At 75.1% G+C, this 25,600-nt stretch carries 23 protein-coding genes; 10 read left to right on the top strand and 13 right to left on the bottom strand.

Annotated features, from left to right (window positions below; all coding sequences use genetic code 11):
* Positions 1-137: 137 nt before the first annotated feature.
* Together ACI794_RS16640 and ACI794_RS16645 are read left to right on the top strand one after the other, a co-directional pair.
* On the top strand, positions 138-1,061 hold the full coding sequence (locus ACI794_RS16640; protein ID WP_456616905.1) for a sulfotransferase family protein: 924 nt from the start codon (positions 138-140) through the stop codon (positions 1,059-1,061).
* On the top strand, positions 1,058-2,311 hold the full coding sequence (locus ACI794_RS16645) for a glycosyltransferase family 4 protein (protein ID WP_456616906.1): 1,254 nt from the start codon (positions 1,058-1,060) through the stop codon (positions 2,309-2,311). Before ACI794_RS16640 ends, ACI794_RS16645 begins: the two co-directional genes overlap by 4 nt.
* Here ACI794_RS16645 and ACI794_RS16650 read toward each other — a convergent pair.
* The 4 genes from ACI794_RS16650 to ACI794_RS16665 are packed head-to-tail and all read right to left on the bottom strand — an operon-like array spanning position 2,274 to position 7,172.
* Positions 2,274-3,491 (bottom strand): glycosyltransferase family 4 protein, encoded by a 1,218-nt coding sequence (locus ACI794_RS16650; protein WP_456616907.1) that lies wholly within the window; start codon positions 3,489-3,491, stop codon positions 2,274-2,276. The two genes, ACI794_RS16645 and ACI794_RS16650, sit on opposite strands and share 38 nt — an antisense overlap.
* Positions 3,452-4,378, bottom strand: coding sequence for a sulfotransferase family protein (locus ACI794_RS16655; protein WP_456616908.1), 927 nt, complete (start codon positions 4,376-4,378; stop codon positions 3,452-3,454). Before ACI794_RS16655 ends, ACI794_RS16650 begins: the two co-directional genes overlap by 40 nt.
* Positions 4,375-5,772, bottom strand: coding sequence for a lipopolysaccharide biosynthesis protein (locus ACI794_RS16660; protein ID WP_456603621.1), 1,398 nt, complete (start codon positions 5,770-5,772; stop codon positions 4,375-4,377). The genes ACI794_RS16655 and ACI794_RS16660 overlap by 4 nt, the downstream gene beginning before the upstream one ends.
* A complete protein-coding gene (locus ACI794_RS16665; RefSeq protein ID WP_456603620.1) occupies positions 5,769-7,172 on the bottom strand; it encodes a hypothetical protein in 1,404 nt (467 codons plus the stop codon). Before ACI794_RS16665 ends, ACI794_RS16660 begins: the two co-directional genes overlap by 4 nt.
* Before the next feature lie 148 nt (positions 7,173-7,320).
* Between ACI794_RS16665 and ACI794_RS16670 the strand changes: the two genes are divergently transcribed.
* Positions 7,321-8,193 (top strand): sulfotransferase domain-containing protein, encoded by an 873-nt coding sequence (locus ACI794_RS16670; RefSeq protein WP_456616909.1) that lies wholly within the window; start codon positions 7,321-7,323, stop codon positions 8,191-8,193.
* A gap of 54 nt (positions 8,194-8,247) precedes the next feature.
* Complete coding sequence (locus ACI794_RS16675) at positions 8,248-9,165, top strand: Wzz/FepE/Etk N-terminal domain-containing protein (protein ID WP_456616910.1); 918 nt, start codon at positions 8,248-8,250, stop codon at positions 9,163-9,165.
* A gap of 61 nt (positions 9,166-9,226) precedes the next feature.
* Here the strand turns inward: ACI794_RS16675 and ACI794_RS16680 are convergent, their stop codons facing one another.
* The 4 genes from ACI794_RS16680 to ACI794_RS16695 all read right to left on the bottom strand — a co-directional run bounded on the left by ACI794_RS16680 (position 9,227) and on the right by ACI794_RS16695 (position 14,730).
* Entirely contained in the window at positions 9,227-10,180 is a 954-nt protein-coding gene (locus ACI794_RS16680; protein WP_456616911.1) for a UDP-glucuronic acid decarboxylase family protein, read from the bottom strand.
* A gap of 133 nt (positions 10,181-10,313) precedes the next feature.
* On the bottom strand, positions 10,314-11,966 hold the full coding sequence (locus tag ACI794_RS16685) for a peroxidase family protein (RefSeq protein WP_456616912.1): 1,653 nt from the start codon (positions 11,964-11,966) through the stop codon (positions 10,314-10,316).
* 194 nt (positions 11,967-12,160) lie between these two features.
* A complete protein-coding gene (locus ACI794_RS16690) occupies positions 12,161-13,813 on the bottom strand; it encodes an ABC transporter permease (protein WP_456616913.1) in 1,653 nt (550 codons plus the stop codon).
* Positions 13,810-14,730 carry an ABC transporter ATP-binding protein gene (locus tag ACI794_RS16695; RefSeq protein WP_456603614.1) on the bottom strand — a complete coding sequence of 307 codons (921 nt, stop codon included), beginning with the start codon at positions 14,728-14,730 and terminating at the stop codon, positions 13,810-13,812. Before ACI794_RS16695 ends, ACI794_RS16690 begins: the two co-directional genes overlap by 4 nt.
* Before the next feature lie 75 nt (positions 14,731-14,805).
* On the opposite strand from ACI794_RS16695, the gene ACI794_RS16700 reads away from it, so the two are divergent.
* Positions 14,806-15,300, top strand: a complete 495-nt coding sequence (locus ACI794_RS16700) for a GbsR/MarR family transcriptional regulator (protein WP_456603613.1) — start codon at positions 14,806-14,808, stop codon at positions 15,298-15,300.
* Between the two features lie 14 nt (positions 15,301-15,314).
* Here the strand turns inward: ACI794_RS16700 and ACI794_RS16705 are convergent, their stop codons facing one another.
* Positions 15,315-15,788, bottom strand: coding sequence for a hypothetical protein (locus tag ACI794_RS16705; protein ID WP_456616914.1), 474 nt, complete (start codon positions 15,786-15,788; stop codon positions 15,315-15,317).
* A 285-nt stretch (positions 15,789-16,073) separates the two neighbouring features.
* On the opposite strand from ACI794_RS16705, the gene ACI794_RS16710 reads away from it, so the two are divergent.
* Positions 16,074-17,006: a sugar phosphate isomerase/epimerase family protein gene (locus ACI794_RS16710; RefSeq protein ID WP_456616915.1), complete on the top strand. Its 933-nt coding sequence runs from the start codon at positions 16,074-16,076 to the stop codon at positions 17,004-17,006.
* An 85-nt stretch (positions 17,007-17,091) separates the two neighbouring features.
* Here the strand turns inward: ACI794_RS16710 and ACI794_RS16715 are convergent, their stop codons facing one another.
* A complete protein-coding gene (locus ACI794_RS16715; protein ID WP_456616916.1) occupies positions 17,092-17,691 on the bottom strand; it encodes a TetR/AcrR family transcriptional regulator in 600 nt (199 codons plus the stop codon).
* A 75-nt stretch (positions 17,692-17,766) separates the two neighbouring features.
* On the opposite strand from ACI794_RS16715, the gene ACI794_RS16720 reads away from it, so the two are divergent.
* The gene (locus tag ACI794_RS16720) at positions 17,767-18,921 is read left to right on the top strand and encodes an MFS transporter (RefSeq protein ID WP_456616917.1); all 1,155 of its coding nucleotides are present in this window, start codon (positions 17,767-17,769) and stop codon (positions 18,919-18,921) included.
* Here the strand turns inward: ACI794_RS16720 and ACI794_RS16725 are convergent.
* The gene (locus ACI794_RS16725) at positions 18,918-19,796 is read right to left on the bottom strand and encodes a polysaccharide deacetylase family protein (RefSeq protein WP_456616918.1); all 879 of its coding nucleotides are present in this window, start codon (positions 19,794-19,796) and stop codon (positions 18,918-18,920) included. The genes ACI794_RS16720 and ACI794_RS16725 overlap by 4 nt on opposite strands.
* Complete coding sequence (locus ACI794_RS16730; protein ID WP_456616919.1) at positions 19,793-20,800, bottom strand: asparaginase; 1,008 nt, start codon at positions 20,798-20,800, stop codon at positions 19,793-19,795. Before ACI794_RS16730 ends, ACI794_RS16725 begins: the two co-directional genes overlap by 4 nt.
* Before the next feature lie 175 nt (positions 20,801-20,975).
* On the opposite strand from ACI794_RS16730, the gene ACI794_RS16735 reads away from it, so the two are divergent.
* A complete protein-coding gene (locus tag ACI794_RS16735; RefSeq protein ID WP_456616920.1) occupies positions 20,976-21,335 on the top strand; it encodes a hypothetical protein in 360 nt (119 codons plus the stop codon).
* A 25-nt stretch (positions 21,336-21,360) separates the two neighbouring features.
* Here the strand turns inward: ACI794_RS16735 and ACI794_RS16740 are convergent, their stop codons facing one another.
* Positions 21,361-22,548: a transcriptional regulator gene (locus ACI794_RS16740; protein WP_456603605.1), complete on the bottom strand. Its 1,188-nt coding sequence runs from the start codon at positions 22,546-22,548 to the stop codon at positions 21,361-21,363.
* 128 nt (positions 22,549-22,676) lie between these two features.
* Between ACI794_RS16740 and ACI794_RS16745 the strand changes: the two genes are divergently transcribed.
* Together ACI794_RS16745 and ACI794_RS16750 are read left to right on the top strand one after the other, a co-directional pair.
* Positions 22,677-24,500: a flavin-containing monooxygenase gene (locus tag ACI794_RS16745; protein WP_456616921.1), complete on the top strand. Its 1,824-nt coding sequence runs from the start codon at positions 22,677-22,679 to the stop codon at positions 24,498-24,500.
* A 148-nt stretch (positions 24,501-24,648) separates the two neighbouring features.
* A complete protein-coding gene (locus ACI794_RS16750) occupies positions 24,649-25,470 on the top strand; it encodes an SRPBCC family protein (RefSeq protein ID WP_456616922.1) in 822 nt (273 codons plus the stop codon).
* Positions 25,471-25,600 lie beyond the last annotated feature (130 nt).

Consider the following 25,600-nt stretch of genomic DNA (forward strand, 5'->3'; position numbering starts at 1 on the left):
CCGTCTCCGTCGTCGTGCCCACAGACTCCGTGGCCGTCCGTGAGGGGGACAGGTCCACGCGTGGGGGGCGCCCACCCCCCAAATCGTGGGGTGGTGCAACGGACCGTCCGGGGTTCCGCGCCGCTAGCATCCCGGCGATGGGGGCAGCCGCGAACTTCCTGGTCATCGGGGCAGCCCGGAGCGGGACCACCGCGCTCACCTCGTTCCTGGGCGAGCACCCGGACGTCTTCGTGTCCACCCCGAAGGAGCCGCACTTCCTGGCGTTCCCGGGCGGGGCCCCGGTCTTCACCGGCCTGGGTGACGACGACCTGGTCAACCGGACCGCCGTGCGCGAGGAGGAGTCGTGGCGGGCGCTGTTCGACGGCCGCGCCGAACCGCGGCTCGGGGAGGGGTCGGTGACCACGCTGGCCCACCCCGGCTCCGCGATCCCGGCCATCGAGCGGTGCTGCGCGCCCGGCTGCCGGCTGGTGGTCATGCTGCGGGACCCGGTCGACCGGGCCTTCTCCAGCTGGCTCTACCTGCGCTCGCGCGGCTACGACGCCGGGACGTTCGAGGAGTGCCTGGCCGCGGAGGAGGAGCGCACACGGGCGGGGTGGAGCCACATGTGGCAGCTCGCCCGCCTGAGCCGCTACGCCGAGCAGCTCGCACCGTTCACCGCCGCGTTCGGGGACCGCCTGCTCGTCGTCGTCCAGGAGGAGTTCAGCGCGGACCCCGCCGGTCACCTGCGGCGGGTGCTGGAGTTCCTGGAGGTGGACCCGTCGGTGCCGATCGACCCCACCCGCCGGGTCAACGCCTCGGGCCTGCCGCGCAGCCGCGCGGTCACCGCCGCCCAGAACGTGCTGCGCCGCTCACCGGCGCTGCGCCGGCTGGTCACCGCGGCGGTGCCGCAGGGCCAGCGGGAACGGGTCCGCGCGGCGAACCTGGCACCGACGACGATCGGCCCCGCGACCCGCGCCGGGCTGGCCGCCTCCTTCGCCGACGACGTCGGTGCGCTGCAGGACCTGCTCGGCCGCCGGCTGACCACGTGGCCGACCGCCGCGCTCGTGGAGGGGAGCTCGTGAGCGGCGCGCCCCGCGGGAGCGGATCGCCGTCACGGAGCGACCGGATCAAGGTGCTGCAGCTGACCGGCATCACCGTCGGCGGCTCGGCCGAGCACCTGCTCCAGTTGGCGACCCTGCTGCCCCCGGACCGGTTCGAGACCACGATCGCGCTGTCCGGCGGCGGGCCGCTGGACGCCGCGATCGGCGGCTCCGGGTTGCCGGTGCTGGACTACGCCCCGTCGCACGGCGCCGGCCACTTCAAGCAGGCGACGCCCGACGGGCCGCTGGAGCTGCTGCGCCAGTTCCGGCGGATCCGCGCCGACATCCGGCGGCACCGCTACGACGTCGTCCACACCCACACGTCGGTGGCGGGGGCGATGGGCCGGGTGGCGGCGTGGTCGGCCGGTACGCCGGTGCGGGTGCACATGCTGCACGCCTACGCGGGTCACGCCGGGGTCCCTCAACCGAAGCGCTCGCTGTACCGGCTCGTCGAGCGCGCGCTCGGCCTGTTCACGACGCACTACGTCGCGGGTTCGGCGTTCATCCGCGACGTCGGCGTCCGTTCGCGGCTGTTCCGGCCCGGGGACTGCACGGTCATCCCGTACTCCACGCGGATGGCCGTGGGCGACGGCGCGGCGGCCGACCGGGCCCGCCTGCGGGGTGAGCTCGGGCTGCCGCCCGACGTGCCGCTGATCGCCCTCGTCGGCCGGATCGAGGAGCAGAAAGGCGTCGACCTGCTGGTCCGCGCCGTTCCCGCGGTCCTCGCGCAGGTGCCACGGGCGCACGTCGTCGTCGTCGGTGACGGCACCCGGCGGGGTGAGAGCGAGGCGCTGGCCCGCGAGCTGGGAATCGCCGACCACGTGCACGTCACCGGCTGGCGGCACGACCTCCCCGACGTCATGCGGGCGATCGACGTGCTGGCCCTCCCGTCGCGCTGGGAGGCGTTCGGCATCGTGAACCTGGAGGCGATGGCGGCGGCCAAGCCGGTGGTCGGCTTCGCCGTCGAGGGCATCCCGGAGGTCGTCGTCCACGGGGAGACCGGGCTGCTCTCGCCGGCGGGCGACGTGGAGGGGCTCGCCCGCGACCTGGTGCGCGTGCTGACCGACCCGGAGCTGGCCGCCCGGCTGGGGGCGGCGGGACGACGGCGCTTCGTCGAGCACTTCGCCCCGGAGCGGATGGTGCAGGCGCACGTCGCGCTCTACGACGAGCTGCTGGCGCGGCGTCGCGCCCGGATCAGCCGGCTTCCAGCACCCCGCGGACGAGCCGGCTGAACGTGCGGCCGAGGTCCTCGACCCGGTAGTGGGTGCGGATCAGGGCCGCGCCCGCGGCGCCCATCGCGGCGCGATCGGCCGGGGAGAGCGCCGCCAGCTCCGCGATGCGTTCGCGGACCGACGCCGGGTCCTCGCTCACGGCCAGCAACCCGTCCCGGCCCGGCTCGAAGACCGGCGGCCGCCCGGAGCAGTCGGTGAAGACCGTCGGGCAGCCGGCGGCCATCGCCTCCATGACCGCGAGCGGCAGCGCGGGCCCCTCCCACCGGGCGGTGTGCACGTACCCGTCGGCCGCGGCCAGCAGCCGGGCGACGTCGTCCCGCCAGCCGAGGAAGGTGACGGTGCGCTCCAGGCCGAGGTCGCGGACCTGCCGGTGCAGGGACGTGGCGTAGTCCTGGGTCCGGCGGGCGGCGACGGAGTCCCCGGCCGACCCCACCAGCGCCACCCGCACCGGCGCGGACAGTCCGTCGAGGGCCGCCAGCAGGACGTCCTGACCCTTCTGCCGGTCCAGTCGGCCCACGTTGAGCAGCAGCAGGTCCTCCTCGCCGGCGCCCATCTCCGCCCGCAGCCGTTCCCGCTCCGCCGGGGTGAGCCGGACGGGCGGGGAGACGGCGATGCCGTTGGGGAGGACGACGGTGCGCCCGGGCGGGACCCCGAAGCCGGTCATCTCCTCCTGCACGACGGCGGAGGTGCAGACCGCCAGCGTGGTCGACCGGGCGACGACGGCCCGGTAGCCGCGCCGCTTCAGGGCCGCCAGCGGTCGCGGCCCCCAGAAGTGGTGCTGGTTCTGCACCATCAGCACCCCCGGAACCCCGGCGCGGGCGGCGGCGAGCAGGGCCGGGGCGCGGTCCCGCTGGTTGACGCCGATGACGCAGCGCCCGCCGTCGCTGCCCACCCGATCGGCGAGCGCGGGCACGAGCCGGGGGTCCCAGGGGCGCTCCAGGCGCCGTTCCAGGACGGTCGCGACGCCGAGGGCGGCGACGTCGGGCAGGATGCTCGGGCCGGTCCGCGGGGCGGCCCCGTGCACGAGGGTCAGGTCGAAGCCGTCGGCGCGCAGAGCCCGGGCGAACTCCAGCGCCATCTTGGCCGCACCCGTGCGGTCGGGTAGCCGGAGGGTCATGAACAGGCGTCCGGCCGGGCCGGTCACCCGGGGCCGCCCGCCGGCCGCTCGGGCGCCCGCCACGCGGCCACGTCCAGGCCGGTGACCTGCTCGAGCAGCTCGAGGTCGGGGGCGAGGTCCGCCACCAGCGCGCGCCGGGTCTCCGGCCGGTAGCCGATCCGCACGATGTTGCGGGCGACGACCCGCCGCCGCAGCCCGCGGCGCAGCGACGTCGGCAGGAGCGGCGAGACCAGCTTCTTCAGCGGGTGGTGGGTGCTGACCACCCGGCCGAGGAACCGGCTGCGCGGCTCGCCGGAGCGGTGCGGGTCCGGGGTGGTGGTCCGGGGGACCGGCGGCACCCCGAGGTGCGCGTAGACCCGGGCGAGGACGGCGTCCGGGTCGGCCGTCATGTCCTCGTGCCGCAGGACCAGGAGCTGCTCGCGCGGGAAGACCTCCAGCACCCGGCGCAGCTGCTCGCCGTAGCGGCTCATGCCGACGTAGTGCCAGATGTGGTGCCAGCCCTCGGCGATCCGGCGCGGTTCGTCGGCCAGCGCCTCCTCGAAGGTCGCGCAGGGCTCCCAGCCGCGGGTGCGCATGAAGCCGTAGGCGGACAGCGCCCGGTCCACCGGATCACGCAGGAGGCAGACCAGCCGCGCGTCGGGGGCCATCTCCCGGACGCGGGCCGCGGCCCCGGGGTGGTACATCGTCGACACCGACGCCTCGCCGCGGAGCTGGTCGGGCCGGGCGTCGCGGTACAGCCGCAGGTAGGCATCCCGGTCCGGCACGGCGAGCCGGTTGATGGTCTGCCGGTCGCCGGGCCCGGTGAACGCCGGCGTCGTCCCGGCGAGTGCGAAGTAGTGCGGCTCCTTCGGCTCGGTGAGGAAGAGCCCGGGGTGCTCGGCGAGGTACTGGTACAGCGCGGTCGTCCCCGACCGGGCGGCGCCGATGACGAGGAACTGCGGTCCGGTCACCACCCACCTCCGCGCGGGAGCGCGATCGTGCGGATCCCGAGCGTCCGGTGCGCCGCCCGGGCGAGGTGCAGGTTGCGGGCGCTCATGGACACCGCCGCAGCCGCCGCCACCCCGGTGCCGCCCCAGGCTGCCCCCCACCACGTGGCGAGGCCGGCGAACGCCAGCGCCGCCGCCAGGGCGCTGAGCGCGACGGTCCGCTGCTGCCCGGCGTGGGAGAGGACGACCGAGCACGGCCCGGTCCAGGCGTTGACCAGCACGCCGGCGCTCATCACCAGGGCCGGGACCAGGGCGGCGGCGTACTCGGCCCCGAACAGGGCCGGGAGCACGACCTGCCCCGTCGCGCCGAGCAGGACGACCGCCGCGGCGGTCGCCGCGGTGGACCAGACCGCGAACCGCCGGACCGGCTCCGCCAGCGTCGCCATCCGGCCCTCGACCGACGCCGCCGCCACCCGCGGCGCGAGCGTGCGCATGCCGATGGCGGTCGGGACGGCGACCAGGACGGCGATCCGCACCGCCACCGCGAAGACGGCGACCTCCTCGACCGGGGCCACCACCGCGAGCAGCCACACGCCGGCCTGCGGCAGGGTCACCGAGGCCAGGGAGGCGACGGCGAACGCGCTGCCCGTGCGCAGCAGCCGCCACGGCGGACCGTCGCCCTTCCGGCCCTCGGTCGCGTCCGCCGGTACCTCCCCGGCCGGTCCGTCGTCCGCTGCCCGCCCGGCCGCGTGCCGGCCCGCGGGGGTCACCTCGCGGGACAGGAGCAGCAGGGCGGCGAGCACGACCGCGGTCTCGATCGCGACCGTCCACGCCACCGCGGCTCGCGCCGACAGGGTCGTGACGGCGCCGGCGGCGCCGGCCAGCAGGACCACCACGAGCACCACCCGGCGGACGTGCTCGCCGAACACCAGGGCCAGGCCGAAGCGGTTCCGCGCCCGGAGCACGTTGACCAGCACGGGGCAGAGGGCCGCCGCCGGCAGCCACAGCGCCACGAGCAGCACCAGCGACCGGTACGCCGTGGCCGGGGTGCCGGCCGCGACCGCCGCCGGGCCGACCGCCCACTGCCAGATCGCTGCGGTCACCAGGACACCGGCGGCCTGCGCCAGGACCAGCCGCCGCAGCAGGTCCGCGTGGGTGCGGCGGGCCTGCTGCGCCACGGCGATGGTGGCCACCTGGGGGAGCCCGAACTGGGCGAGGACCGCGAGGAAGGTCAGCCAGCTCAGGGCCCACGACAGGGCCCCGAACTCGGCGGTGGAGAGGACGCGCGCCCCGACCACGGCGACGAGCAGGGCGCTGACGACGGCGGCGAACTGGCCGACGGCGACCAGGACCGTGTCGCGGCGGAGGGACCGGCGCGCGCCCGCACGCCCCCTGTGACCGGTGAGCGGGGCGGTCACCGGGCGGACACCGTCCGCCCGGCGGCGGCATCCTCCCCGGCCGGCGGAGGCGTGGCCGTTCCCTCGCCGCCATCGCGCGCCCGCCGGAGGAAGAGGTTGAGCAGCACGGTGAAGGCGATGATCGGCAGGCCGATGGCGACCCACTTCGGTGCCGAGGTCGCCCAGACGCCACCCGGGAAGACCCGGATCATGAAGACCAGGCTGAAACCCCACACCAGCGGATCGCGCAGGAACCGGCGGAACGCGAACTGACCGGCCCGGGCGACGAGGCCGCTCACCAGGCCGCCGAGCACGATGCCCGGGTACCCGAAGTTCACGTACCAGTCGCCGACCGGGGTCGCCGGGAAGCCGTTGTTCCGGTCGATGTAGGTCTGGGCCAGTTGCACGGCGGGGGAGACGAAGGGCTCCTGCGGGCCGGACAGCACCGAGGGCACCGCGGCGACCGAGCCGTCGACGAAGTCGGAGCCGCCGGTGAAGTCGAACCGGTCCGGCCAGTCGTCGAGGTAGAGGAGCAGCGCGTCGTAGAACGTGTTGTTCGTGGCGACCGCGACCTGCCGGACGGTGCCCTGCCCCTCGATCGTGGGCGCCAGGTCGCCCCAGAGCACCGTGTCGCGGGCGGCGCGCAGCGTGAAGGCCAACGACAGGGCCAGCACGGGCACCAGCAGGAAGCGGCGGCGCCAGCGGGGGTCGCGCAGCCACTGCCCGTCCGGGCGGCGGGCCGCGCGGCGTCCGATCCGGCCGAAGATCAGCCCACCGGCGAGCAGCGCGACGGCTGAGAGCACCGGCACGTCGCGGGCGCCCCAGGTCCAGCTCAGGTAGCCGTTCACCGCGACGAGCCCCAGGAGCAGCAGGCGCTGCGGGCCGGCGCCGCGCACCGAGAACCAGGCGGCCACGCCCAGCAGCGCGGCCAGCAGGGGAAGCGTCCGCAGCGCCCGGCTGTCGGTCAGGGACCGGTCGACCTTCGAGGCCTGCAGCAGCCCGGACGGACCGCCGTACCGGATCCACAGGGCCACGGTGACGGCCGAGGCGGCGGCGGTCAGGACGACGGCGAGGACGACCAGCATCCGCGGCGGCAGGGGTCCGCGCAGCTGCGGGAAGAGGACCGACACCGGCCGGACGAGGGGGGTGGTCAGCCGGGCGCCGGCCCACAGGGCGATCAGGAAGAGCACGACGACCGCCTGGCCGCGCAGCAGGAGCAGCTCGGTGTCCCGGTCCTGGAACAACAGCGTGGGGAACGGGCTGTCCAGCTCCGCCGCCAGCACCAGCGGGCGCCACAGCAGCTGCAGCGCCAGGTAGTAGAGGACCAGCGCCATCGCGTCGAGCGGGTGGTGCACCAGAGCGCGGTAGACCAGCGCCCAGACGACCGCGGACGCGGCCACGGCGAGCAGCGGCGCGATCACGACCGCGCCACCACGTCGTGGGAGAGACCCACCGCACCTCCGACCTGCGCCGTCCCGCGACGGCTGGTCGGCGAGGCTAACGCAGCGGAGCGGGTTGCGGGAGGTCCGCCGTTCCGCAACACCGGCCGGTTCCCCTAGCATCCGGCGGATGCGCCCGGGCCCCAGACTGATGGTCGTCGGTGCGCCGAAGAGCGGCTCGACCGCGCTGTTCCACTACCTGGCCCAGCATCCCGACGTGCGCAGCCACGTGCACCGGGAGATGCCGTTCTTCGGCCGGGACGAGGAGGTCGCCCGCGGCTGGGGGCACGCCGTCGAGAAGTACTTCCCCCCGTCGGTGGGGGACGCGCCGCTGGTCGCCAAGCACACGATGGCCATGTACGACGCGGCCGCGGTGCGCCGCATCGTCGACACCACGTCCGCGGTCGTGGTCGCCGTCCTCCGCGATCCCGTGCCGCGCGCGTACTCCCACTTCCACTACGCCCGGCTGCGCGGGTGGGAGGACGCGGCCACCTTCGAGGAGGGGCTGGCGCGGGAGGCGGGCCGGGCGGTGAGCGCACCGCCGCAGGCCCGCGACATGCAGTACGTCGGGAACGGGATCTACGCGCCGCACGTGCGGGCGCTCCTGGGGACCGTGCCGCCGGAGCGGCTCCGCGTCTACCTCTCCGACGACCTGCGAGCCGACGCAGCAGGGGTCTGCGCGGAGCTGTTCGACCTGGCCGGCCTCGCCCCGCACGCGCCGGACGCGACGGCGGGTCACAACCAGGGCAGGTCGCCCCGGTCGGCGTGGTTCGCCCGGGCCTTCCTCGCCGCGCAGCGGCCCGGGAGCCCCGCCCGCCGGCTCGTCACCCGTGTCCCCAGCCGCACGCTGTACCGCGCCCGCCACCTGGTCAACCGGCTGAACGAGGGGCCGGCGACCTACCCGCCCATGGCGCCCGAGACCGCTGCCGGGCTGCGCGAACGCTTCGCCGCACCGAACGCCGACCTCGCCGCGGTGCTCGGCCGGTCGCTGGGCGCCTGGTGATCGTGATGCGACCGAGACCACAGGAACCCGTGAGTTGCCGGTACGTTCACCGCCGTGCTGGAGACCGCGCCTGACGGAACGTCGCACCCGACCGCGGACCGCAGTCGCGGCACCCACCGGGACGACGCCACGCGCTCCGGGCTCGTCGAGTACCTCGCCGCGCTCCGGCGCTACTGGTGGGTGGCGCTGGCCACCTTCCTCGTCGTGCTGGTGGTCGCGGTGGGCTCCCTGTTCGTCCTCGGGCCCGTGTACCGGTCGGACGCGGAGGTGCTGGTCCGGACCGAGGACAGCCGCCAGCTCTTCCCGCGCACCGGCGGGACCTCGGCGGGCGCCCTGATCCGCTCCCCGGCGGCGGAGCTCGTCTACGTGAGCGGCGACGAGTTCCAGCAGCTCGCCGCCGAGGCCGCCGGGGGAGAGGCCGAGGTCGAGGTGCGCGCCGCCGCCGAGTCCAGCTCGCTGCTGTTCGTCGCCGAGGCCGGCGCCGCGGACGCCGCCCGGGACGCGGCGCAGACGTGGGCCGAGACCTACGTGGCGACCCGTCACGCGAGCGACGTCGCGGAGACCGCCGCGCTTCGGGACCTGCTGATCGCCGACCGCGACGCGCTCCAGGCGCGGCAGCAGGAGATCCTCCAGCCGGTGGCCGCGCTGGACGAGGCGGTGGCCGTGGAGACCGACCCGGTCGAGCTCTCCCGGCTGCTCAACCAGCGGCTGGCGATCCAGCGGACGCTCAGCTCGGAGCTCGACCCGGTGGAGACCGAGCTGCGCCGGCTCAACACCCAGATCGCGAGCCTGGAGGTCGACCTGCGGGTGATGGGGAACCCCGAGGCGCTCGCCTACATCAGCAGTGCGGCCGAGCTGCCGGAGGAGCGGGCGGACGGATCGCTCCGGCGCAACCTGCTGGTCGGGGTGGTGGCGGGCCTGGTGCTCGCGGGGGGCGCGGTCGCGGCGGCGCAGGGGCTGAGCCGCCGCTGAGGGGCGCTGCCCTCGCCCCCGGGCTGGGCCGACGGTCCGGGGGGCCGTTCCCCGTCACCCGTCACCGGGTGGCGCGCACGACGTCCGGATGCGTGGCGAACCAGTCGATGGTGCGCTTGAGGCCCTCGTCGAGGGAGACCTGCGGCTCCCAGCCCAGCGTCCGGCGGGCGAGGCCGATGTCGGGCTGGCGGACCGTCGGGTCGTCCTCGGGGCGGGGGATGAACTCGATCGGCGAGCGTGAACCGGTCAGCTCCCTGATGCGCCGGGCCAGGTCGATGACCGGGAACTCGTGCGGGTTGCCGATGTTCATCGGTCCCGGCTCCGGCGAGAGCAGGAAGCGGACGAGCCCCTCGACGAGGTCGCTGACGTAGCAGACGGAGCGGGTCTGGTTGCCGTCACCGGCCACGGTGATCGGCTCCCCGGCCAGGGCCTGCCGGATGAACGTGGGGATGGCCCGGCCGTCGCGTGGTCGCATCCGGGGGCCGTAGGTGTTGAAGATGCGCACGATGGCCGTGTCGACGCCGTGGGTGCGCCGGTAGGCCGACGTCAGCGCCTCCGCGAACCGCTTGGCCTCGTCGTAGACCCCCCGCGGCCCCACCGGGTTGACGTTGCCCCAGTAGCTCTCCGGCTGCGGGTGGACCAGCGGGTCGCCGTAGGTCTCCGACGTGGAGGCGAGGAGGAAGCGGGCGTTCTTCTCCTTGGCCAGACCGAGCGAGTGCAGGGTGCCGATCGAGCCGACCTTCATCGTGTGGATGGGCAGCTCGGCGTAGTCGATCGGGGAGGCCGGGGAGGCGAAGTGCAGCACGTGGTCGACCGGCCCCGGGACGTGGACGAAGTCGGTGACGTCGGCCCGTACCAGCCGGAAGCCCGGTCGCTCCAGGAGGTGCTGGACGTTGGCCGGCGTGCCGGTCAGGAAGTTGTCGAGGCACAGGACCTCGATGTCGCGGTCGAGCAGCGCTTCGCAGAGGTGCGATCCGAGAAAGCCGGCCCCGCCGGTCACGACAGCACGGGACATCGTCGCTCCTCTCCTCCTGCAGCAGGCGATCCGTGGTCGGGCACCGTAGCCCGGCCGGCGGCCCCGTGGGGCCCTGGCCGGGTCGGCACGGCGATCGCAGGGCGGGAAGCCGCACCGCGAGCGATCCCGGACGTCAGGGGGTGAGGAGGTTCTCCGAGCCGACCGGGGAGGTCGCCTCCGGGTTGATCTCCTCCTCCGGCTCGAGCGGGAGGGCGCCGACCTCCACGACCTCGTCCTCCGGCTGGACGATCCGCGAGCGCGGGTCGAGCGCGCCGGCGAGGAGGATCAGGTCGCCGATCGTCTTCTTCTCCTGCCACTGGAAGGACGGGCGGCGGTTGAAGTACGAGTCGGGGTCCAGGGCCATGATGCCGAGGATGGTCTCGGCGACGATCCGGCCGCCGACCGGGCCCAGCCTGCGGCCGCCGTTGACCAGCTCGGCCTCCTTGAGCACGTAGTACCAGAGGGGGGCCTTGCCGTCCCAGCCCGGCTGCTTGAGCCCGAGCTCGGCGTTGGTGAGCGGGGTGACGCCCATGGCGGTGGCGACGTCCTGACCGCAGGGCAGCCCGAGCCGCTTGCCGCGCAGGAGGTTGCGCTCGGCGAGCGCGACGATCGCCTTGCTGGTGGGCGCCACGACGGTGGACGGGAGCGTGAACAGCGGCAGCGACAGCTGGGAGTCGATCAGCCGCGCCATGTTGCGGTCGTCCGGCGACGAGAGCCCCGGGATGTCGAAGAAGTAGTTCCAGTCGCACCAGAGGTTCTCGGGGATCGGCCGGTTACCGCGCAGGTCCTCGTAGCCGTCGGCGCCGAAGATCGGGACGGTGTGGCCGTCCTGCATCTCGTACTCCGCGCGGATCATGCTGTGCCCGAACCGGTAGGCCGCCCCGGAGTACTCGATCGGCATGTAGGGGTTCAGCGGGTTCCCGGGCCGGTAGAGCGTGCCGGTGAACTTGATCGTGCCGTCGCGCTTGATCAGGCTGCTGACCAACGGCTTGCCGACGATGCGCGGCAGGTAGTCGTTCACGATCAGCCACTGGTAGTGCCAGCGGGTCTGCTGCCGGGCCTGGGCGTAGGTCATGCCCTGGTCCATGAAGCTGTTGTGCAGCCGGAGGAAGACGGTGTGCAGCTGGGCGACGATGAGGTTCTCGTCGTTGCGCGGGTCGCCGAGGTAGGCGGCGCCGACGTCGTCGCGGGGCAGGTCCACCAGCCCGTCGTGCTCCCACACCCGCAGGTAGCCGTAGCGCGCGGGGTCGTAGAGCTGGGGGCTGCCCTTGATGCCCTTGCCGTAGACGCTGCCGAGGTCGAACCACGGGGTGTCGTAGTTCTTCATGGCCATCGGGTCCTGCAGCCGGTGGGTCAGCGGCGTCTTGTCCAGGGTCATGTCGTGGTCGACGAACTGGCCGAAGTAGATGTAGCCGGCCGGGATGCCGGGGTTGTCGAAGGCGACGTCGCTGTCCTTCACGTCGGAGAGCGGGGCCTTGCCGTCGTTCATGCTCGCCGCGAGCCACAGCAGCAGCCCGTCGGTGGGGGCGAAGGGCGGCAGGTCCTTGAACATCAGCCCGAACCGGGCCTCGAGGTTCCGGTCGACCCGGGCGGCGACCTCTGCGCCGCGCGGGTCGCCGACGGCGTGCGCGGCCGTCTCGGCGGGCCCCTCGGTGACCGGCGCGGTCGGGTCGGCGACCGGGTCGGTGGTCGTCAGCTCCTCGGCGCGGGCGGTGCCCCCGATCCCCCCGACGACGGGCGCGACCGCCACGGCCAGCGCACCGGCGAGGAAACCGCGCCGGGCCACCCCCCGCTCCCGGCCGGCCCCGCTGAACGGGCACCCGCCGCCCGCAACCCGGTGCTCCGTCTCCACCCTCATCGCCTCCGTGCGTGATCCGGGCCCCGCGGCCCGTGGCAGGACGAGCATCACCAGCGCGGAGGCGGCAGCGGCAGACGCGACCGTGGGGGTCGGCCGACCCCTAGATCTGGGGTGCGCCGGTGCTAGCCGGTCGCCAGGTCACGGCGGCGGAAGCCCGCGAAGCCGACGCCGAGCAGGGCCGCGGCGACGGCGAGGAGCCCGAGCACGGGGCCGGCGGTCCACGGTTCCAGGGGCATGAGCGGCACCCAGGCGACGGGGGAGAGGTCGCCGACCCAGCCCGGCCAGTCGAAGGACTCGGCGAACATCGTGATCATGAGGAAGAGCCCCACGGCGGTCCAGGCCAGCGCCGTCGCCGCCCGGGGGAGGAGGCCGAACAGCGCGACGGCGAGGCCGGCGACTACCCAGACCGCCGGCACGTACGCCACCGCCGCGGCCAGCATCCGGCCGGACGCGGCGGCCTCGCCGGTCTGGACGGCGCGCACGATCCCCGTGGTCACGCCGGAGGCCGCCATCGCCAGGGCGGAGCCGGCCAGGGCGACGGCGACGTGGCTGCCCAGCCAGGCCGCCCGGCTGGTGGCCGTCGCCAGCACCGGCTCGGCGCGGTGCTCGGACTCCTCGCTGCGCGCCCGCAGGACCGCCGACACCGCGTACGCGGCGGCCAGCAGCGCGGTGATGCTGAAGGTGGTGCCGAGGTAGGCGTCGACGAGGTCGCCGACGTCGGGGTTCCCGAACATCTCCAGGGCCTGCTCGTTGCCGGCGACCAGCGTCTCGACCGACTCGGCGAGCGCGCCGTAGACCAGGCCCAGCGCGGCCAGGCCCAGCGCCCAGGCGAGGAACGCCCCGCGCTGCAGCCGCACGGCGAGTCCCAGCGGCGAGCGCAGCGACCGCGGTGCCCCGGCGCGGCCCGGGCGCGGCTGGGTCAGCCCGGCGCCGAGGTCGCGCCGGTCGAGCAGGGCGAACCCGGCCAGGGTCAGCCCGGCGGCCACGGCTCCGCACAGCAGCAGCGGCGCGAGCGCGTTCGCGGACCACGGGTGGGTGGCCTGCGCCCAGCCGATCGGCGAGGTCCAGACGACCCAGTTGCCCTGGATGTCGCCGATGGCGCGCAGCACGAAGAACACCGCGAACGCGCCTCCCACGAGGCCGTAGACCGACCGGGTGTGCCCGGTGACCTGCACGGCGACGGCGGTGATCCCGGTGAAGACCAGCCCGCAGGCCCCGAAGGAGGCGCCGAGGACGAACGAGCCCGCGGCCGGCAGGCCGGTGACCGTGGCGCCGACCCCCACGGCGACGGCGAAGAGGGCGCAGGCGAGGGTGGAGAGCAGCACCGCGGCGAGCAGCGGCGCGTGCCGGCCGACCTGCGCGGACCGGACCAGCTCGGTGCGCCCGGCCTCCTCGTCGGCACGGGTGTGCCGGGTGACGGTGAACATCGCCATCAGGGCGGCGATCAGCATCACCGTCGCCGAGATCTCGAAGGCCACGGCGCCGGCGACCGTGTCCAGCCCGACCGGCGGCCCGCCGAGCGCGATGGTCGCGGCGTTGCTCCCCACCGAGGCGCGGTAGGCGGCCAGCGCGCCGGGGGAGTCGTAGAAGGACTGGCTGGAGACCGACTGCAGCGCCACCATCGACGCGCCGGCGGCGATCCAGACCGGCAGTCGGACGCGGTCGCGGCGGAGCGCGAAGCGGAGCAGCGCCCCCGTTCCGGCGGAGGTGGACGAGCGGCCGCTCCGTGGCGGCGCCGCGGGGCGGGCGGGGGCCTCGGACAGCTGGGTGCTCACGACCGCACCGGCTCACGCCCGGCGGTGTCCTCGGCCAGCTCGTCGCCGTAGTGCCGCAGGAAGAGCTCCTCCAGCGTCGGGGGCGTGCTCGTGAGGCTCACGACGCCGAAGCCGGTGAGGTGGCGGAGGGCGCCGTCCAGGGCGTCGGTGTCGACGTCGAACCGCAGCCGGCCGTCCTCGTGCCGCAGGTCGTGCACGCCGGCCAAGGTGTCCACACCGGTGGCCGGGCGGGCCGTCTCCACCGTGATGGCCGTGCGGGTCAGGTGGCGCAGCTCCTCGAGGCTTCCGCTCTGCACCGTCGCGCCGTGGCGGATGATGCTCACCCGGTCGCACAGGGCCTCGGCCTCGGCCAGGATGTGGCTGGACAGGAGCACGGTGCGCCCCTCGGCGCGCACCTCCCGGATGCACTCCTGGAACACCGCCTCCATCAGCGGGTCGAGGCCCGAGGTCGGCTCGTCGAGCACGAGCAGCTCGGCGTCCGAGGCCAGCGCGGCCACCAGGGCGACCTTCTGGCGGTTGCCCTTGGAGTAGGTGCGCGCCTTCTTGCGGGGGTCGAGGTCGAAGCGGTCGAGCAGCTCGGCGCGCCGGCGCGGGTCCAACCCTCCCCGGAGGCGGCCGAGGAGGTCGATCGACTCGCCGCCGGAGATGGTGGGCCACAGCGTCACGTCGCCGGGCACGTAGGCGAGGCGGCGGTGCAGCGCGACGGCGTCCCGCCACGGGTCGCCGTCCAGCAGCCGCACGCGCCCGGAGTCGGGACGCAGCAGGCCCAGCAGCACGCGGATGGTGGTGGACTTCCCCGAGCCGTTCGGGCCGAGGAAGCCGTGCACCTCACCCGTCGCCACCTCGAGGTCCAGCCCGTCCAGCGCGCGGGTCGCTCCGAAGGTCTTGACCAGTCCGGAGACCGAGATCGCTGTCATGCCGGTGAAGCTACAGATTCTTCACGAATTTGTGAACCTCATTGATCCTCCGACACGTCGGGTACCCTGGGCGGCGTGACGGTCGCGGAGAACACCGACGCGGAGCGGGCGACGCTGCTGCGCTTCGTGGAGCGGTTCGCCCTGGCGCTGCGCGAGTCGGGCATGCAGCCCATGCCGGCCCGGGTCTTCGCCTACGCGCTGGCCGACGACGCCGACCGCTACACGGCCGCCGAGCTGGCCGAAGGGCTCCAGGTCAGCCCCGCGGCGATCAGCGGGGCGGTCCGCCAGCTCGTGCAGATCGGCTTCCTCGTCCGCGAGCGGGAGCCGGGTACCCGCAGCGACCTGTACGTCCTGGACGACGCCCACCTGTGGACCCGGTTCGTCTCCGCCGAGCTGCAGGCCCTGCAGCGCTTCCAGGACGTCGTCGGGTCCGGCATCGACCTGCTCGGGACCGATCGACCGGGCGGGCGCCGGCTCGCCGAGACCCGCGAGTTCCTCGCCTTCCTGCACGGGGTCCTGGCCGACGCGGTCACGCGCTGGCCCGAGGAGCGCGAGCGCCGGCTGGGCTGACGAGCCCCTCGGGATCAGGCAGGTGGCCCGCCGTCGCTCGCGGCGTCCGTGGCCGGCGGGGGAGGGGAGAGCCGCAGCGTGCTCGCCAGCGCGCCGTACACCAGCGCCGGGCCGGCGTGCGGCCACCGCTTGCCGGCGGCTGCCCGCGCCTGCCCGCGGCGGAAGGCCCACCGCTCCCCGACCACCACGCCGGCGGTCGAGGCCGCCAGCGCGCTGACGCCGATGCCGATGAGGACCGCCTTGCTCCGCGCGGGGAGCGAGCGGAACGCCTGCGCCGGCCGGACCTCCTCGCGGACCTCGCGCACGGCCTTCCGCGCCGCCCGCAGGTCCGGTGCCGACGCGGCCAGCGAGGCGACCATCAGGGCCGCCTTCGCCCAGACGCGGCCGGGGCGGGAGGGGATGAGGTCGGGCAGGGCGTAGTACAGCGCGGTGGTGGCCCCGCCCAGCAGGGCCGGGACCACCCGGGAGCGCATCGGAGGCGTGCTCATGCCGCCATTCTGCCGCCCCCCGGCGCTCGCTCTCGCCCGCGTGACCAGCGCATTCCCGACCGGCAGCGACACCGGCGGACATCCGCCCAGGGTTGACCGGACTTCCGCTTTCCGTCGCGCAGAAGTGTTGCTAGCTTCTGTGGCGCAGCACACGGTCTTCGGCGCAGGCGTGGAGCCACCGGTGACGGTCGGGAGTCCCGAGGGGCTCCGCAGCGGGCGGCACGGGTCACGCGGACTGCGGTCGACGACGAGCGATCGCCACCCCACTCGAGAGGATCCACGACCTTGAAGAGAAGCCACCGCCCCCTGCGGGCAGTGCTGTTCGCCGCCCTGACCTCACTGCTGTTCCTCGGCCTCGTCGGCACGGCGAGCGCGGCTCCGCCCTCGACCGGAGCCCACGGGAACTCCGACTGCGTCGACCGGGCGGTGCCGGCACGCATGGTCTCCATCCAGCTGTGGACCTTCGCCGAGCACATCGGCTTCGGCACCGACGAGGCCACGCAGGCCCGGCACGAGGAGGTCCTCCGCCGGCTCAGCGAGATGGGCTACCGGAACGTCGAGCCCTTCACCCTGAGCGGCATGTCGGCGGAGGAGTACGCGGCGCTCCTGCGCGAGTACCGGCTCAAGGCCTCGGGTCGGCACGTCGACGTCGGCACCCCCGACGAGCCGGCGGACATCGAGCAGATCCTCCAGGAGAACCGCGTCCTGGGCGTGCAGTACTTCGGCTCCGGCGGCACCCCGCAGCTCGAGACCGAGGCCGAGTGGATCGCCTACGCCGAGTACCTCGACGCGGTCGGCGAGCAGGCCCGCAAGGCCGGCCAGTGGCTGATGATCCACAACCACAACTGGGAGTTCGAGACCACCTTCGGTGATCGGACCGCCTTCGACATCCTGATGCAGCACTCCGAGCGGCGGCACGTCGTCTCCCAGCTCGACCTGTACTGGGCGGTCTTCGCGGGTGTCGACCCGATCGACGTCATCCAGGAGTACGGCAACCGGATCCGGCTCTTCCACGTCAAGGACCTGAACGAGGACATGGACCGGCGGATCGAGATCGTCGGCCGCGGTGACATCGACTTCTCGGAGGTCTTCCGAGCGGCCGGCGGCAGCACCCGGTACTACGTCGTCGAGCACGACCCCCGCTTCGGCGACCCGACCTACGACCCCTTCGAGGCCGCTCAGGAGGGCTTCACGTACCTCACCTGCTCCACCCGCTGACGCATCCGGCACGCACGAGAGGGGCGGCTCCGCACTCCGGGGGCCGCCCCTCTCCTGCGTCGTCGGGGCGGACGGCGGCAGCGGTTCACCGGTCGGGGAGCCGGGTCGCCAGGACCAGGCGCGCGGTGGCGCGGGCGCGGCCGAGGGGGTCGTCGCCGATCGGCCCCGGGGTGGTCGCCCGTCTCGCGAGCCCGGCCAGTGCGCCGTCGTAGAGCAGCAGGAGGTCCGCGGCGAGCTCCGCCGGCCGGTCGGCGCCGGCGGTGCCCGCGAGGTCCTGCAACCGCCCGGTGAGGAACGCGGAGTCCGCCGCCAGCCACACCTGGCCGGGATGGCCGGCCGGCAGCTCCGTGGCGGCGGCCAGGAATCCGCAGCCCCGGCGGTCACCCGACCTCTCCCGGTAACGGGCGAGCGCGTCGAACACCGACAGGAGCCGGTCGCGAGGGTCGTCCCTGTCGGCGAGGACCTCGTCCCACACCGCGCGCCACCGGTGGTGCCGCTGCTCCAGGTAGGCGGCCACGAGCGCGTCCTTGCCGGCGAAGTGGGCGTACATGGTGGCCGGGGAGACGCCGGCCCGCCGCAGCACGGCGTCGACGCCCGTCGCGGCGATGCCCGACTCGTAGAAGAGCTCCGCCGCGGCCGAAAGCAGCCGCTCGCGCGCCGTCGCGGTCGCGGGGGTCCGGGGCACGGCACTACGGTAACGAACGTTATGGCGAAACGATCGTTACGTGCGTCTGGCGGGCCCGTCCCGGTGCGGCCTGCAGTGCTGATCAGCGCCGGTCTCGCCGTCATCGCGGTCACCTACGGGCTGGCCCGGTACGGGTTCGGCCTCTACCTGCCGCAGTTCCGGACCGAGTTCGGCTTCTCGGGCGGCACCGCGGGCGCCCTCGCGGCCGGGGGCTACCTGGGCTACTGCGCCGCCGCCCTGCTGGCGCCCCTCCTGGTCGCGCGCGGCCACGGGCGGGCCGCGCTGTGGGCCGCCGGTGGCAGCGCCGCGGCCGGATCCGTGGTGGTCGCCGTCGCACCGGGCACCGCGGTGCTCGCGGTCGGGGTGCTGATCGCCGGCAGCGGGGCGGGCGCCGCGACACCCGCGCTGGTGGCCGCGATCGCCGCCTCGGTCCCGCCCGCGAGCGAGGGGCGAGCCCAGGGCGTGGTCAACAGCGGCACGGGAGCAGGCGTGGTGGCCGGCGGCCTGCTGGTGCTCGCCGCCCCCGCGGCCTGGCGGGAGGCCTGGCTGGTGTTCGCCGTCCTGGCGGTGCTGGTGACCTGGGCCGCCGACCGGGCGGCCCGCTGGCCGGGCCCCGGCGCGCTGCCCCACCCGGCCGGCCGGCCCTGGCGCGGGCTCGGCCGGCCCACCGTGGCCGCGGTCCTCGCGGGCGCGGGGTGCGCCGGCGTCTGGACGTTCGGGCGGGACCTGCTGACCGGGGCGGGTGAGCTGTCCGCCGGGGTGAGCGGGGCGCTGTGGTGCGTCCTGGGGGCGGCGGGGTTGCTCGGCGGGGTCAGCGGCGCGCTGGTCGAGCGGTACGGGGTGCGCGCTGCCTGGCGGGCCGCCCTGGTCCTGGCGGCGGCGGCCTCCGCGCTGCTCGCCGTCCGGCCCGGCGTCCCGTGGCTCGCCGGCATCGCGCTGGCGGTCTTCGGTGGCGCCTTCGTGGCGCTCAGCGGCGTGCTGATCGCCTGGGGTGCTCGCGCCCGCCCCGACGGTGCCGCAGCCGCCGCGGCGCTCCTCTTCGTGGGCCTCACCGCCGGCCAGGCGCTCGGCGCCGTGGCGCTCGGTGCGGTGGCCGCGGGCCCCGGGCTCCCGGCGGCCCTGCTGGTCGCGGCGGCGACGGTGCTCCTCGGCGCCGGCGCCGCCGCGCCCCCCGGGTGGGCGGGGGTGATCGCCGCCGGCTCGCGGGAGCCGGCCCGGAGCCGGCGTTAGCCGCGGGGCGAGCGACGGAGGAAGTCCTGCGCGATCTCGTCGAAGGTCGCCCAGCGGACGCCGTCGTGACCGTTGATGTGGTCGATGAGCCGCTCGAGCATCAGCAGCACCTGCGGGCGCCCGGAGACGTCGGGGTGGATGGTCATGGTGAACGCCGCGTAGTCCATCTCGCGGTGCACCCAGTCGAACTGGTCCCGCCACATCTGCTCGATGTCCCGCGGGTTGACGAAGCCGTGACTGTTCGGGCTGGACTTGATGAACATCATCGGCGGCAGGTCGTCGAGGTACCAGTTCGCCGGGATCTCGACGAGGTCGGTCTCCTCCCCGCGGACCAGCGGCTCCATCCAGCTCTCCGCCGGGGCGTCGTAGTCGATCTTCGTCCAGGAGTCACCGACCCGGACGTAGTAGGGCTCGAAGTCCCGGTGCATGAGCGAGTGGTCGTAGGTGATCCCCCGCTCGAGCAGTAGCTCGTTGGTGACGCCGCTGAACTCCCACCACGGGGCCACGTAGCCGGTCGGCCGGCGGCCGGCCCGCTCCTCGATCAGCGCGATGCAGCGGTCGAGCACCGCCTGCTCCTGCTCGCGGCTCATCGCGATCGGGTTCTCGTGGCTGTAGCCGTGGACGCCGATCTCGTGGCCGGCGGCGACGCAGGCGTCGAACTGCTCCGGGAACGTCTCGATCGAGTGGCCGGGCCAGAACCAGGTGGTCGGCAGCTCCCGGCGGCGGAACAGCTCCAGCAGACGCGGCACGCCGACCTCGCCGGCGAAGACCCCGCGGGAGATGTCGTCGGGGGAGTCCTCCCCGCCGTACGAGCCGAGCCAGCCACCGACGGCGTCGACGTCGACGCCGAAGGCCACGAAGATCTCCTTGCTCATCCCTGCTCTCCATCCACTCGGTCCGGTGCCGGGTCGCCGGCCGCCAGGTGGCCGGCGACGAGTGCCAGCGGGTCGTCGGGGGCGACGGCGAGCGCGGCGGCGAGCAGCAGGCGGGCCTGCCACGGGCTCAGGTCACCGGCGAGCAGCGCGCCGTCCCGGGCGAGGTCGGCGCCCCCGCCCCCGGTGTAGAGCGGGGCGACCGGGCCCGACGGGACGCGGGAGCACACCAGCACCGGCATCCCGCCGGCGGCCAGCTCCGCCACGGCGGCCGCCACCGCCGGCGTCGCGTTGCCCGCGCCGAACGCCTGCAGCACGAGGCCGGCCGCGCCGGCCGCCACCGCGGCGCGGAGCAGCACGTCGTCGGTCCCCAGGTAGAGCGGGACGACGTCCACGCGGGGGAGGTCCGCCCCCAGGTCGAGGGGGAGGGGGGCGCCGCGAACCGGACGGGCCAGCGCCGTCACCGCCTCGCCGTCCACCCGGAGCACCGGGCCGCGGCCCGGTGCGGCGAAGGCGCCGCTGCGCAGGGTCTCCACCTTGCGCACCCCGCGCGCCGCGAAGGCGAGGCCGTCGAACAGGAGCAGGACCCCCGTACCCCCGGCGGCCGGGGAGGCGGCCACGCGCAGGGCGTCGGCGAGGTTGCGCGGACCGTCGGGGGCGGGGGAGTCGAAGGGGCGCTGGGCGCCGGTGAAGACGACCGGCCGCGGGTCGTCGTGGACCAGGTCCGCGAGGAACGCCGACTCCTCCATGGTGTCGGTTCCGTGCGTGACGACGACGCCGTCGACGCCGGCCGCCAGGCAGCGGCGCACCTCCGCGACGAGCTCCCGCAGGTGCGCGGTCGTCAGCGCGAAGCTGCCCACTGTCCTCAGGTCGCTGGTCGTCACCTCGAACCCCGGCGGCGTGCCCGCGGCGGCGAGGAGGTCGGCGGCGGGGGTGACCGAGGCCAGCCCGCCCGGTCCGCGCCGGCTGGCGATCGTCCCGCCGGTGGCGAGCAGGTGGATGCGCACTCGTCCTCCCGGCAGCCTTCGTCGCGTCGACGTCCCCCCGACCCTGCCCCGGCGGCCGCCCCCGCGCGACCGGAGCCCGCCGTGCCCGCCCGCCCGCGCGGAGTGACCTGCGGCCCTGTGCCGCGGCGCCGGCGGGGTCCAGGCTGGTCGGCACCCAGCGAGGAGAGGAGCCGTCATGACCGTCCTCAGCGGAACGCCTCAGCCCCCGGGGGAGACCGGCCGGCGGCGCGGCGGGTGGGATCCGCTCCAGATGACCGAGGCGGAGAAGCGCGCCTGCGAGCGGGCGGCGCGGCACGACGTCGCCGCGCGCGGCAGCCGCCTCGCGCCGGAGAGCCTCCAGCACTACCTGGCGCACGAGCGGATCGCCCACGAGCACCGGGACCGCTCCCGGGTCGCCGCCGCCGGTGCCCGCTCCGCGGCTCGCGGCGCAGCCGTGCCGCCGGCGGCGCCCCCGGTGGCGGCCGGGTCGCCCGCACCGGTTCCGGCGCCGCGGAGGCCCGGGCTGCTCCGCCGCATCCTCGGCCGCCGCGGCTGACCGGGGCACCCCCCTCCGCAGCTCGTCAGGAGCGGACGACCGAGAGGGTGACGCCGTCGGCGAGCCGGTAGGGGGCGGTGGCCACGAGGCCGCCGACGACCCGGCGCAGCCGCGAGACCTCCGCGCGGACCGTCACGCAGTGGTCCTCGTCGCCGTAGAGGGCGGTGCTCAGCCCCGCGGCCGTCAGCCCCGAGCGACCGGCCCGCTGCAGCAGCACGAGGACCTCGGCGTGGCGCCGGGTGAGCGGTGTCCGCCACGACCCGGCGCCGGTCCGCAACCGGAGCACCGGCGGGCCGGTCAGGTGCAGCTCGGCCACGATGTCGGCGCCGGGGCCGCGCGGGCGCACCAGCCAGCCCTCGCCGATCCGCTCGGGGGTGCACAGCCCCAGCCCCGGGACGGCGACCAGCCGGTCGGGCCGCGGCACCTCGATGCGGTCGCGCACCGCGATGCCCGAGCGGTGCGCGACCCAGCCGTCGTCGTCGACCAGCAGGACGGGGCCATGGACGGTCTCCAGCGCGGCGCGGGCCGACCGGCGCAGCCGCTCCAGGCGGTGCTCGTGGTGACGCCACAGCTGGGACTCGGCCAGCTTGACGGCGGTCTCCACGAGGGCGCCGATCACCGGGTGCAGGGTGAGCGCCGGCCCGCTGACGTCCACGACGCCGAGCAGCTCCCCGCTCACGGGGTGGTGGAGCGGCGCGGCGGTGCAGTACCAGGGGTGCTGGGCCGTCTCGAAGTGCTCGGCGGAGAACAGCTGCACCGGCGCGGCCTCGGCCAGGGCGGTCCCGATCGCGTTGGTGCCGACCGCGGCCTCCGTCCAACGCGCCCCCTCGGCGAAACCGAGCGCGTCCGCCCGCACCCGCAGCCGCGCGGACCCCTCCCGCCAGAGGATCACGCCGTCCGCGTCGGTGACCACCACGAGGAAGGAGGAGGCCTCGGCGACGCTGCCCAGCACCTGCCGGAGCTCGCCGACCACCAGCGACAGGGGGCTGGCACGGCGGCGCCGTTCCACCTCCTCCAGGGGCAGCGGCTCCCGGGCGTTGGAGCGGGAGGCGTCGAGGCCCAGGCCCAGGACCCTCGACCACGAGCGCGCGACCACGCCCCGCGGGCGGACCGGCGGGCGCCCGCCCGCGATCACCGCGTCGTGCACCCGGACCAGCACCCGGGCGTGCTCCGCCAGGTCGGTCCCGGGAGCGATCGCCGAGTAGCCGGCCACGTCCACCTCCTCCGGGCGGGCGCCGCGGCCGGGGGCGTGCAACTCGCTGCAACGCTTCCCCCACGGGCCGCGGGGCGTTGTGCTGCACATCACACCACGCCGTCCGGTGCCCGGAGGAGGAGCAGCGCATGACCCAGACCCTGGACACGCCCACGCAGACCCCGGAGCAGCGGGCGCACCGCTGGCTCACCGGCTTCGAGGAGGCGCTGCGGGCCAGAGACGTGGCGCGCGCCGCCGGGATGTTCGCCGGGACGAGCTTCTGGCGCGACCTCGTCTCCTTCACCTGGAACATCACCACCGTCGAGAACCCGGCCGGCGTCGCCGACCTGCTCAGCGCGACGCTCGACGGGACCGATCCCCGGGGTTTCACCGTCGACGAGCCGCCGGAGGAGGCCGACGGGGTGACCACCGCCTGGTTCGCGTTCGAGACCGCGGTCGGCCGGGGGCGCGGGCTGGTGCGGCTGGTCGAGGAGGACGGCGAGGCGAGGGCGTGGACGCTGCTGACCACCCTGTCGGAGCTGAAGGGCCACGAGGAGCCGCGCGGCCCGGCCCGGCCGATGGGGGCCGAGCACGGGGCGAACAAGGAGCGCCGCACCTGGCTGGAGCGCCGCGAGCAGGAGGAGGCCGATCTCGGCGTCGGCGTCCAGCCCTACGTCCTCGTCATCGGCGGCGGGCAGGGCGGCATCGCCCTCGGCGCCCGGCTGCGCCAGCTCGGCGTGCCGGCGCTCGTCGTCGACAAGCACCCGCGGCCGGGGGACCAGTGGCGCGGGCGCTACAAGTCCCTCTGCCTGCACGACCCGGTCTGGTACGACCACCTGCCCTACCTGAAGTTCCCGGACAACTGGCCGGTGTTCTCGCCCAAGGACAAGATCGGCGACTGGCTGGAGAGCTACGTCAAGGTCATGGAGGTGCCCTACTGGGGCAGCACCACGGCGACGTCGGCGACCTTCGACGAGGAGAAGGGCGAGTGGACCGTCCAGGTCGAGCGCGAGGGCAAGCCGCTCACCCTGCGGCCGAAGCACGTCGTCCTGGCCACCGGGATGTCCGGGAAGCCGAACATCCCCGTCATCCCGGGGCAGGACGTCTTCCGCGGTGACCAGCAGCACTCGTCGGCGCACCCCGGGCCCGACGCCTACGCCGGCAAGAAGGTCGTCGTCATCGGCAGCAACAACTCCGCCTTCGACATCTGCGGGGCGCTGTGGGAGCACGACGCCGACGTGACCATGGTCCAGCGCTCCTCGACGCACATCGTCAAGAGCGACAGCCTCATGGAGATCGGGCTCGGCGCGCTCTACTCGGAGGAGGCGGTGGCCGCCGGGGTGACGACGGAGAAGGCGGACCTGATCTTCGCCTCGCTGCCGTACCGGATCCTGCACGAGTTCCAGATCCCGCTGTACGAGCAGATGAAGCAGAAGGACGCCGACTTCTACGACCGGCTGGAGAAGGCCGGCTTCTGGCTGGACTGGGGCGAGGACGGCTCGGGCCTGTTCATGAAGTACCTGCGCCGCGGCTCGGGCTACTACATCGACGTCGGCGCCGCGGAGCTCGTGGCCGACGGCCGGGTCAAGCTGGCGCACGGCCAGGTGGTGCGCCTCACCGAGGACGCCGTCGTCCTGGACGACGGCACCGCGCTGCCCGCCGACCTGGTCGTCTACGCCACCGGCTACGGGTCGATGAACGGCTGGGCGGCCGACCTCATCAGCCAGGAGGTCGCCGACCGGGTGGGCAAGGTGTGGGGCCTGGGCTCGGACACCACCAAGGACCCGGGGCCGTGGGAGGGCGAGCAGCGCAACATGTGGAAGCCCACCCGGCAGGAGGCGCTGTGGTTCCACGGCGGCAACCTGCACCAGTCCCGGCACTACTCCCTCTACCTGGCGCTGCAGCTCAAGGCGCGCTACGAGGGGATCCCGACGCCGGTGTACGGGCTGCCGGAGGTGCACCACGTGAGCTGACCCGGCCTGGTGGAGGGCGGCGGCGGGGCACGAACGGCGGGGTGGCCCGGCGCCGCATCTCCGGGCGTTCCGCATCAGGGGGCGTCGGCGGGCCGGAGTGCGGGTAGGCGGTGGGTGAGTGACGCAACTCACCATGGGAGGACGAACGATGACGACGAAGGCTGAGAAGTCGATCCAGGTCGACGTACCGGTGACGACCGCCTACAACCAGTGGACCCAGTTCGAGGACTTCCCGCACTTCATGGGCGGGGTCAAGGAAGTCCGACAGCACGGCGACAAGCGCCTGCACTGGGTGGCCGAGATAGCCGGCGTCCGGCGGGAGTGGGACGCCACCATCCTGGAGCAGGTTCCCGACCAGAAGGTCGCGTGGGCCGCGACGGAGGGCGCGACCAACGCCGGGGCGGTGCGCTTCCAGCCGGTGGGTGCGGGCGCCACGCTCGTGCACCTGTCGCTGGAGTACGAGCCGGAGGGGCTCGTGGAGAAGGTCGGCGACAAGCTGGGCGTCGTGGAGCGGCAGGTCGAGTCCGACCTGCGGCGGTTCAAGGAGCTGGTGGAGAGCGAGGGCTACGCCACCGGGGGCTGGCGCGGGACGATCAACCCCGGCGAGGACGTCGGCACGCCCGGGGTGAACGCCGCCTTCCCGTCCCGGGGGGACAGCGGCAAGGCCGGGGTGTCGGGCAAGGCGGTCGCCGCGGGCGCGGCCGCCGTGGCCGGGGTCGCGGCCGCCGCCGCGGGCGCCGTCGCGGCCGGGTCCAAGAGCGGCGAGCAGCAGCCGCACGAGCAGGTGCCCCCGACCCGGCCCGAGGGGGTCGCCGTGGTTCCGCAGCCTCCCGCGGACGAGGTCCGGGACGACGTGATGGTCGACGAGTCGGACCCGGGTCGCTACACCACGGGCTCCTCCACGGAGGGGGCAGAGCGGGGCACGGTCGACCGCGGCGACGATCCGATGATCGGCGGCGGCAGCCGCTGATCCGCGGGGGGGGGGGGGGGGGGGGGGGGGGGGGGGGGGCCCCCCCCCGGGGGGGGGGGGGGGGGGGGGGGGGCCCCCGCGGGGGGCCCCCCCCCCCCCCCCCCAGCCCGCCCGCGGGGGGGTGGGTCTC

The organism is Blastococcus sp. SYSU DS0541 (assembly GCF_054050875.1).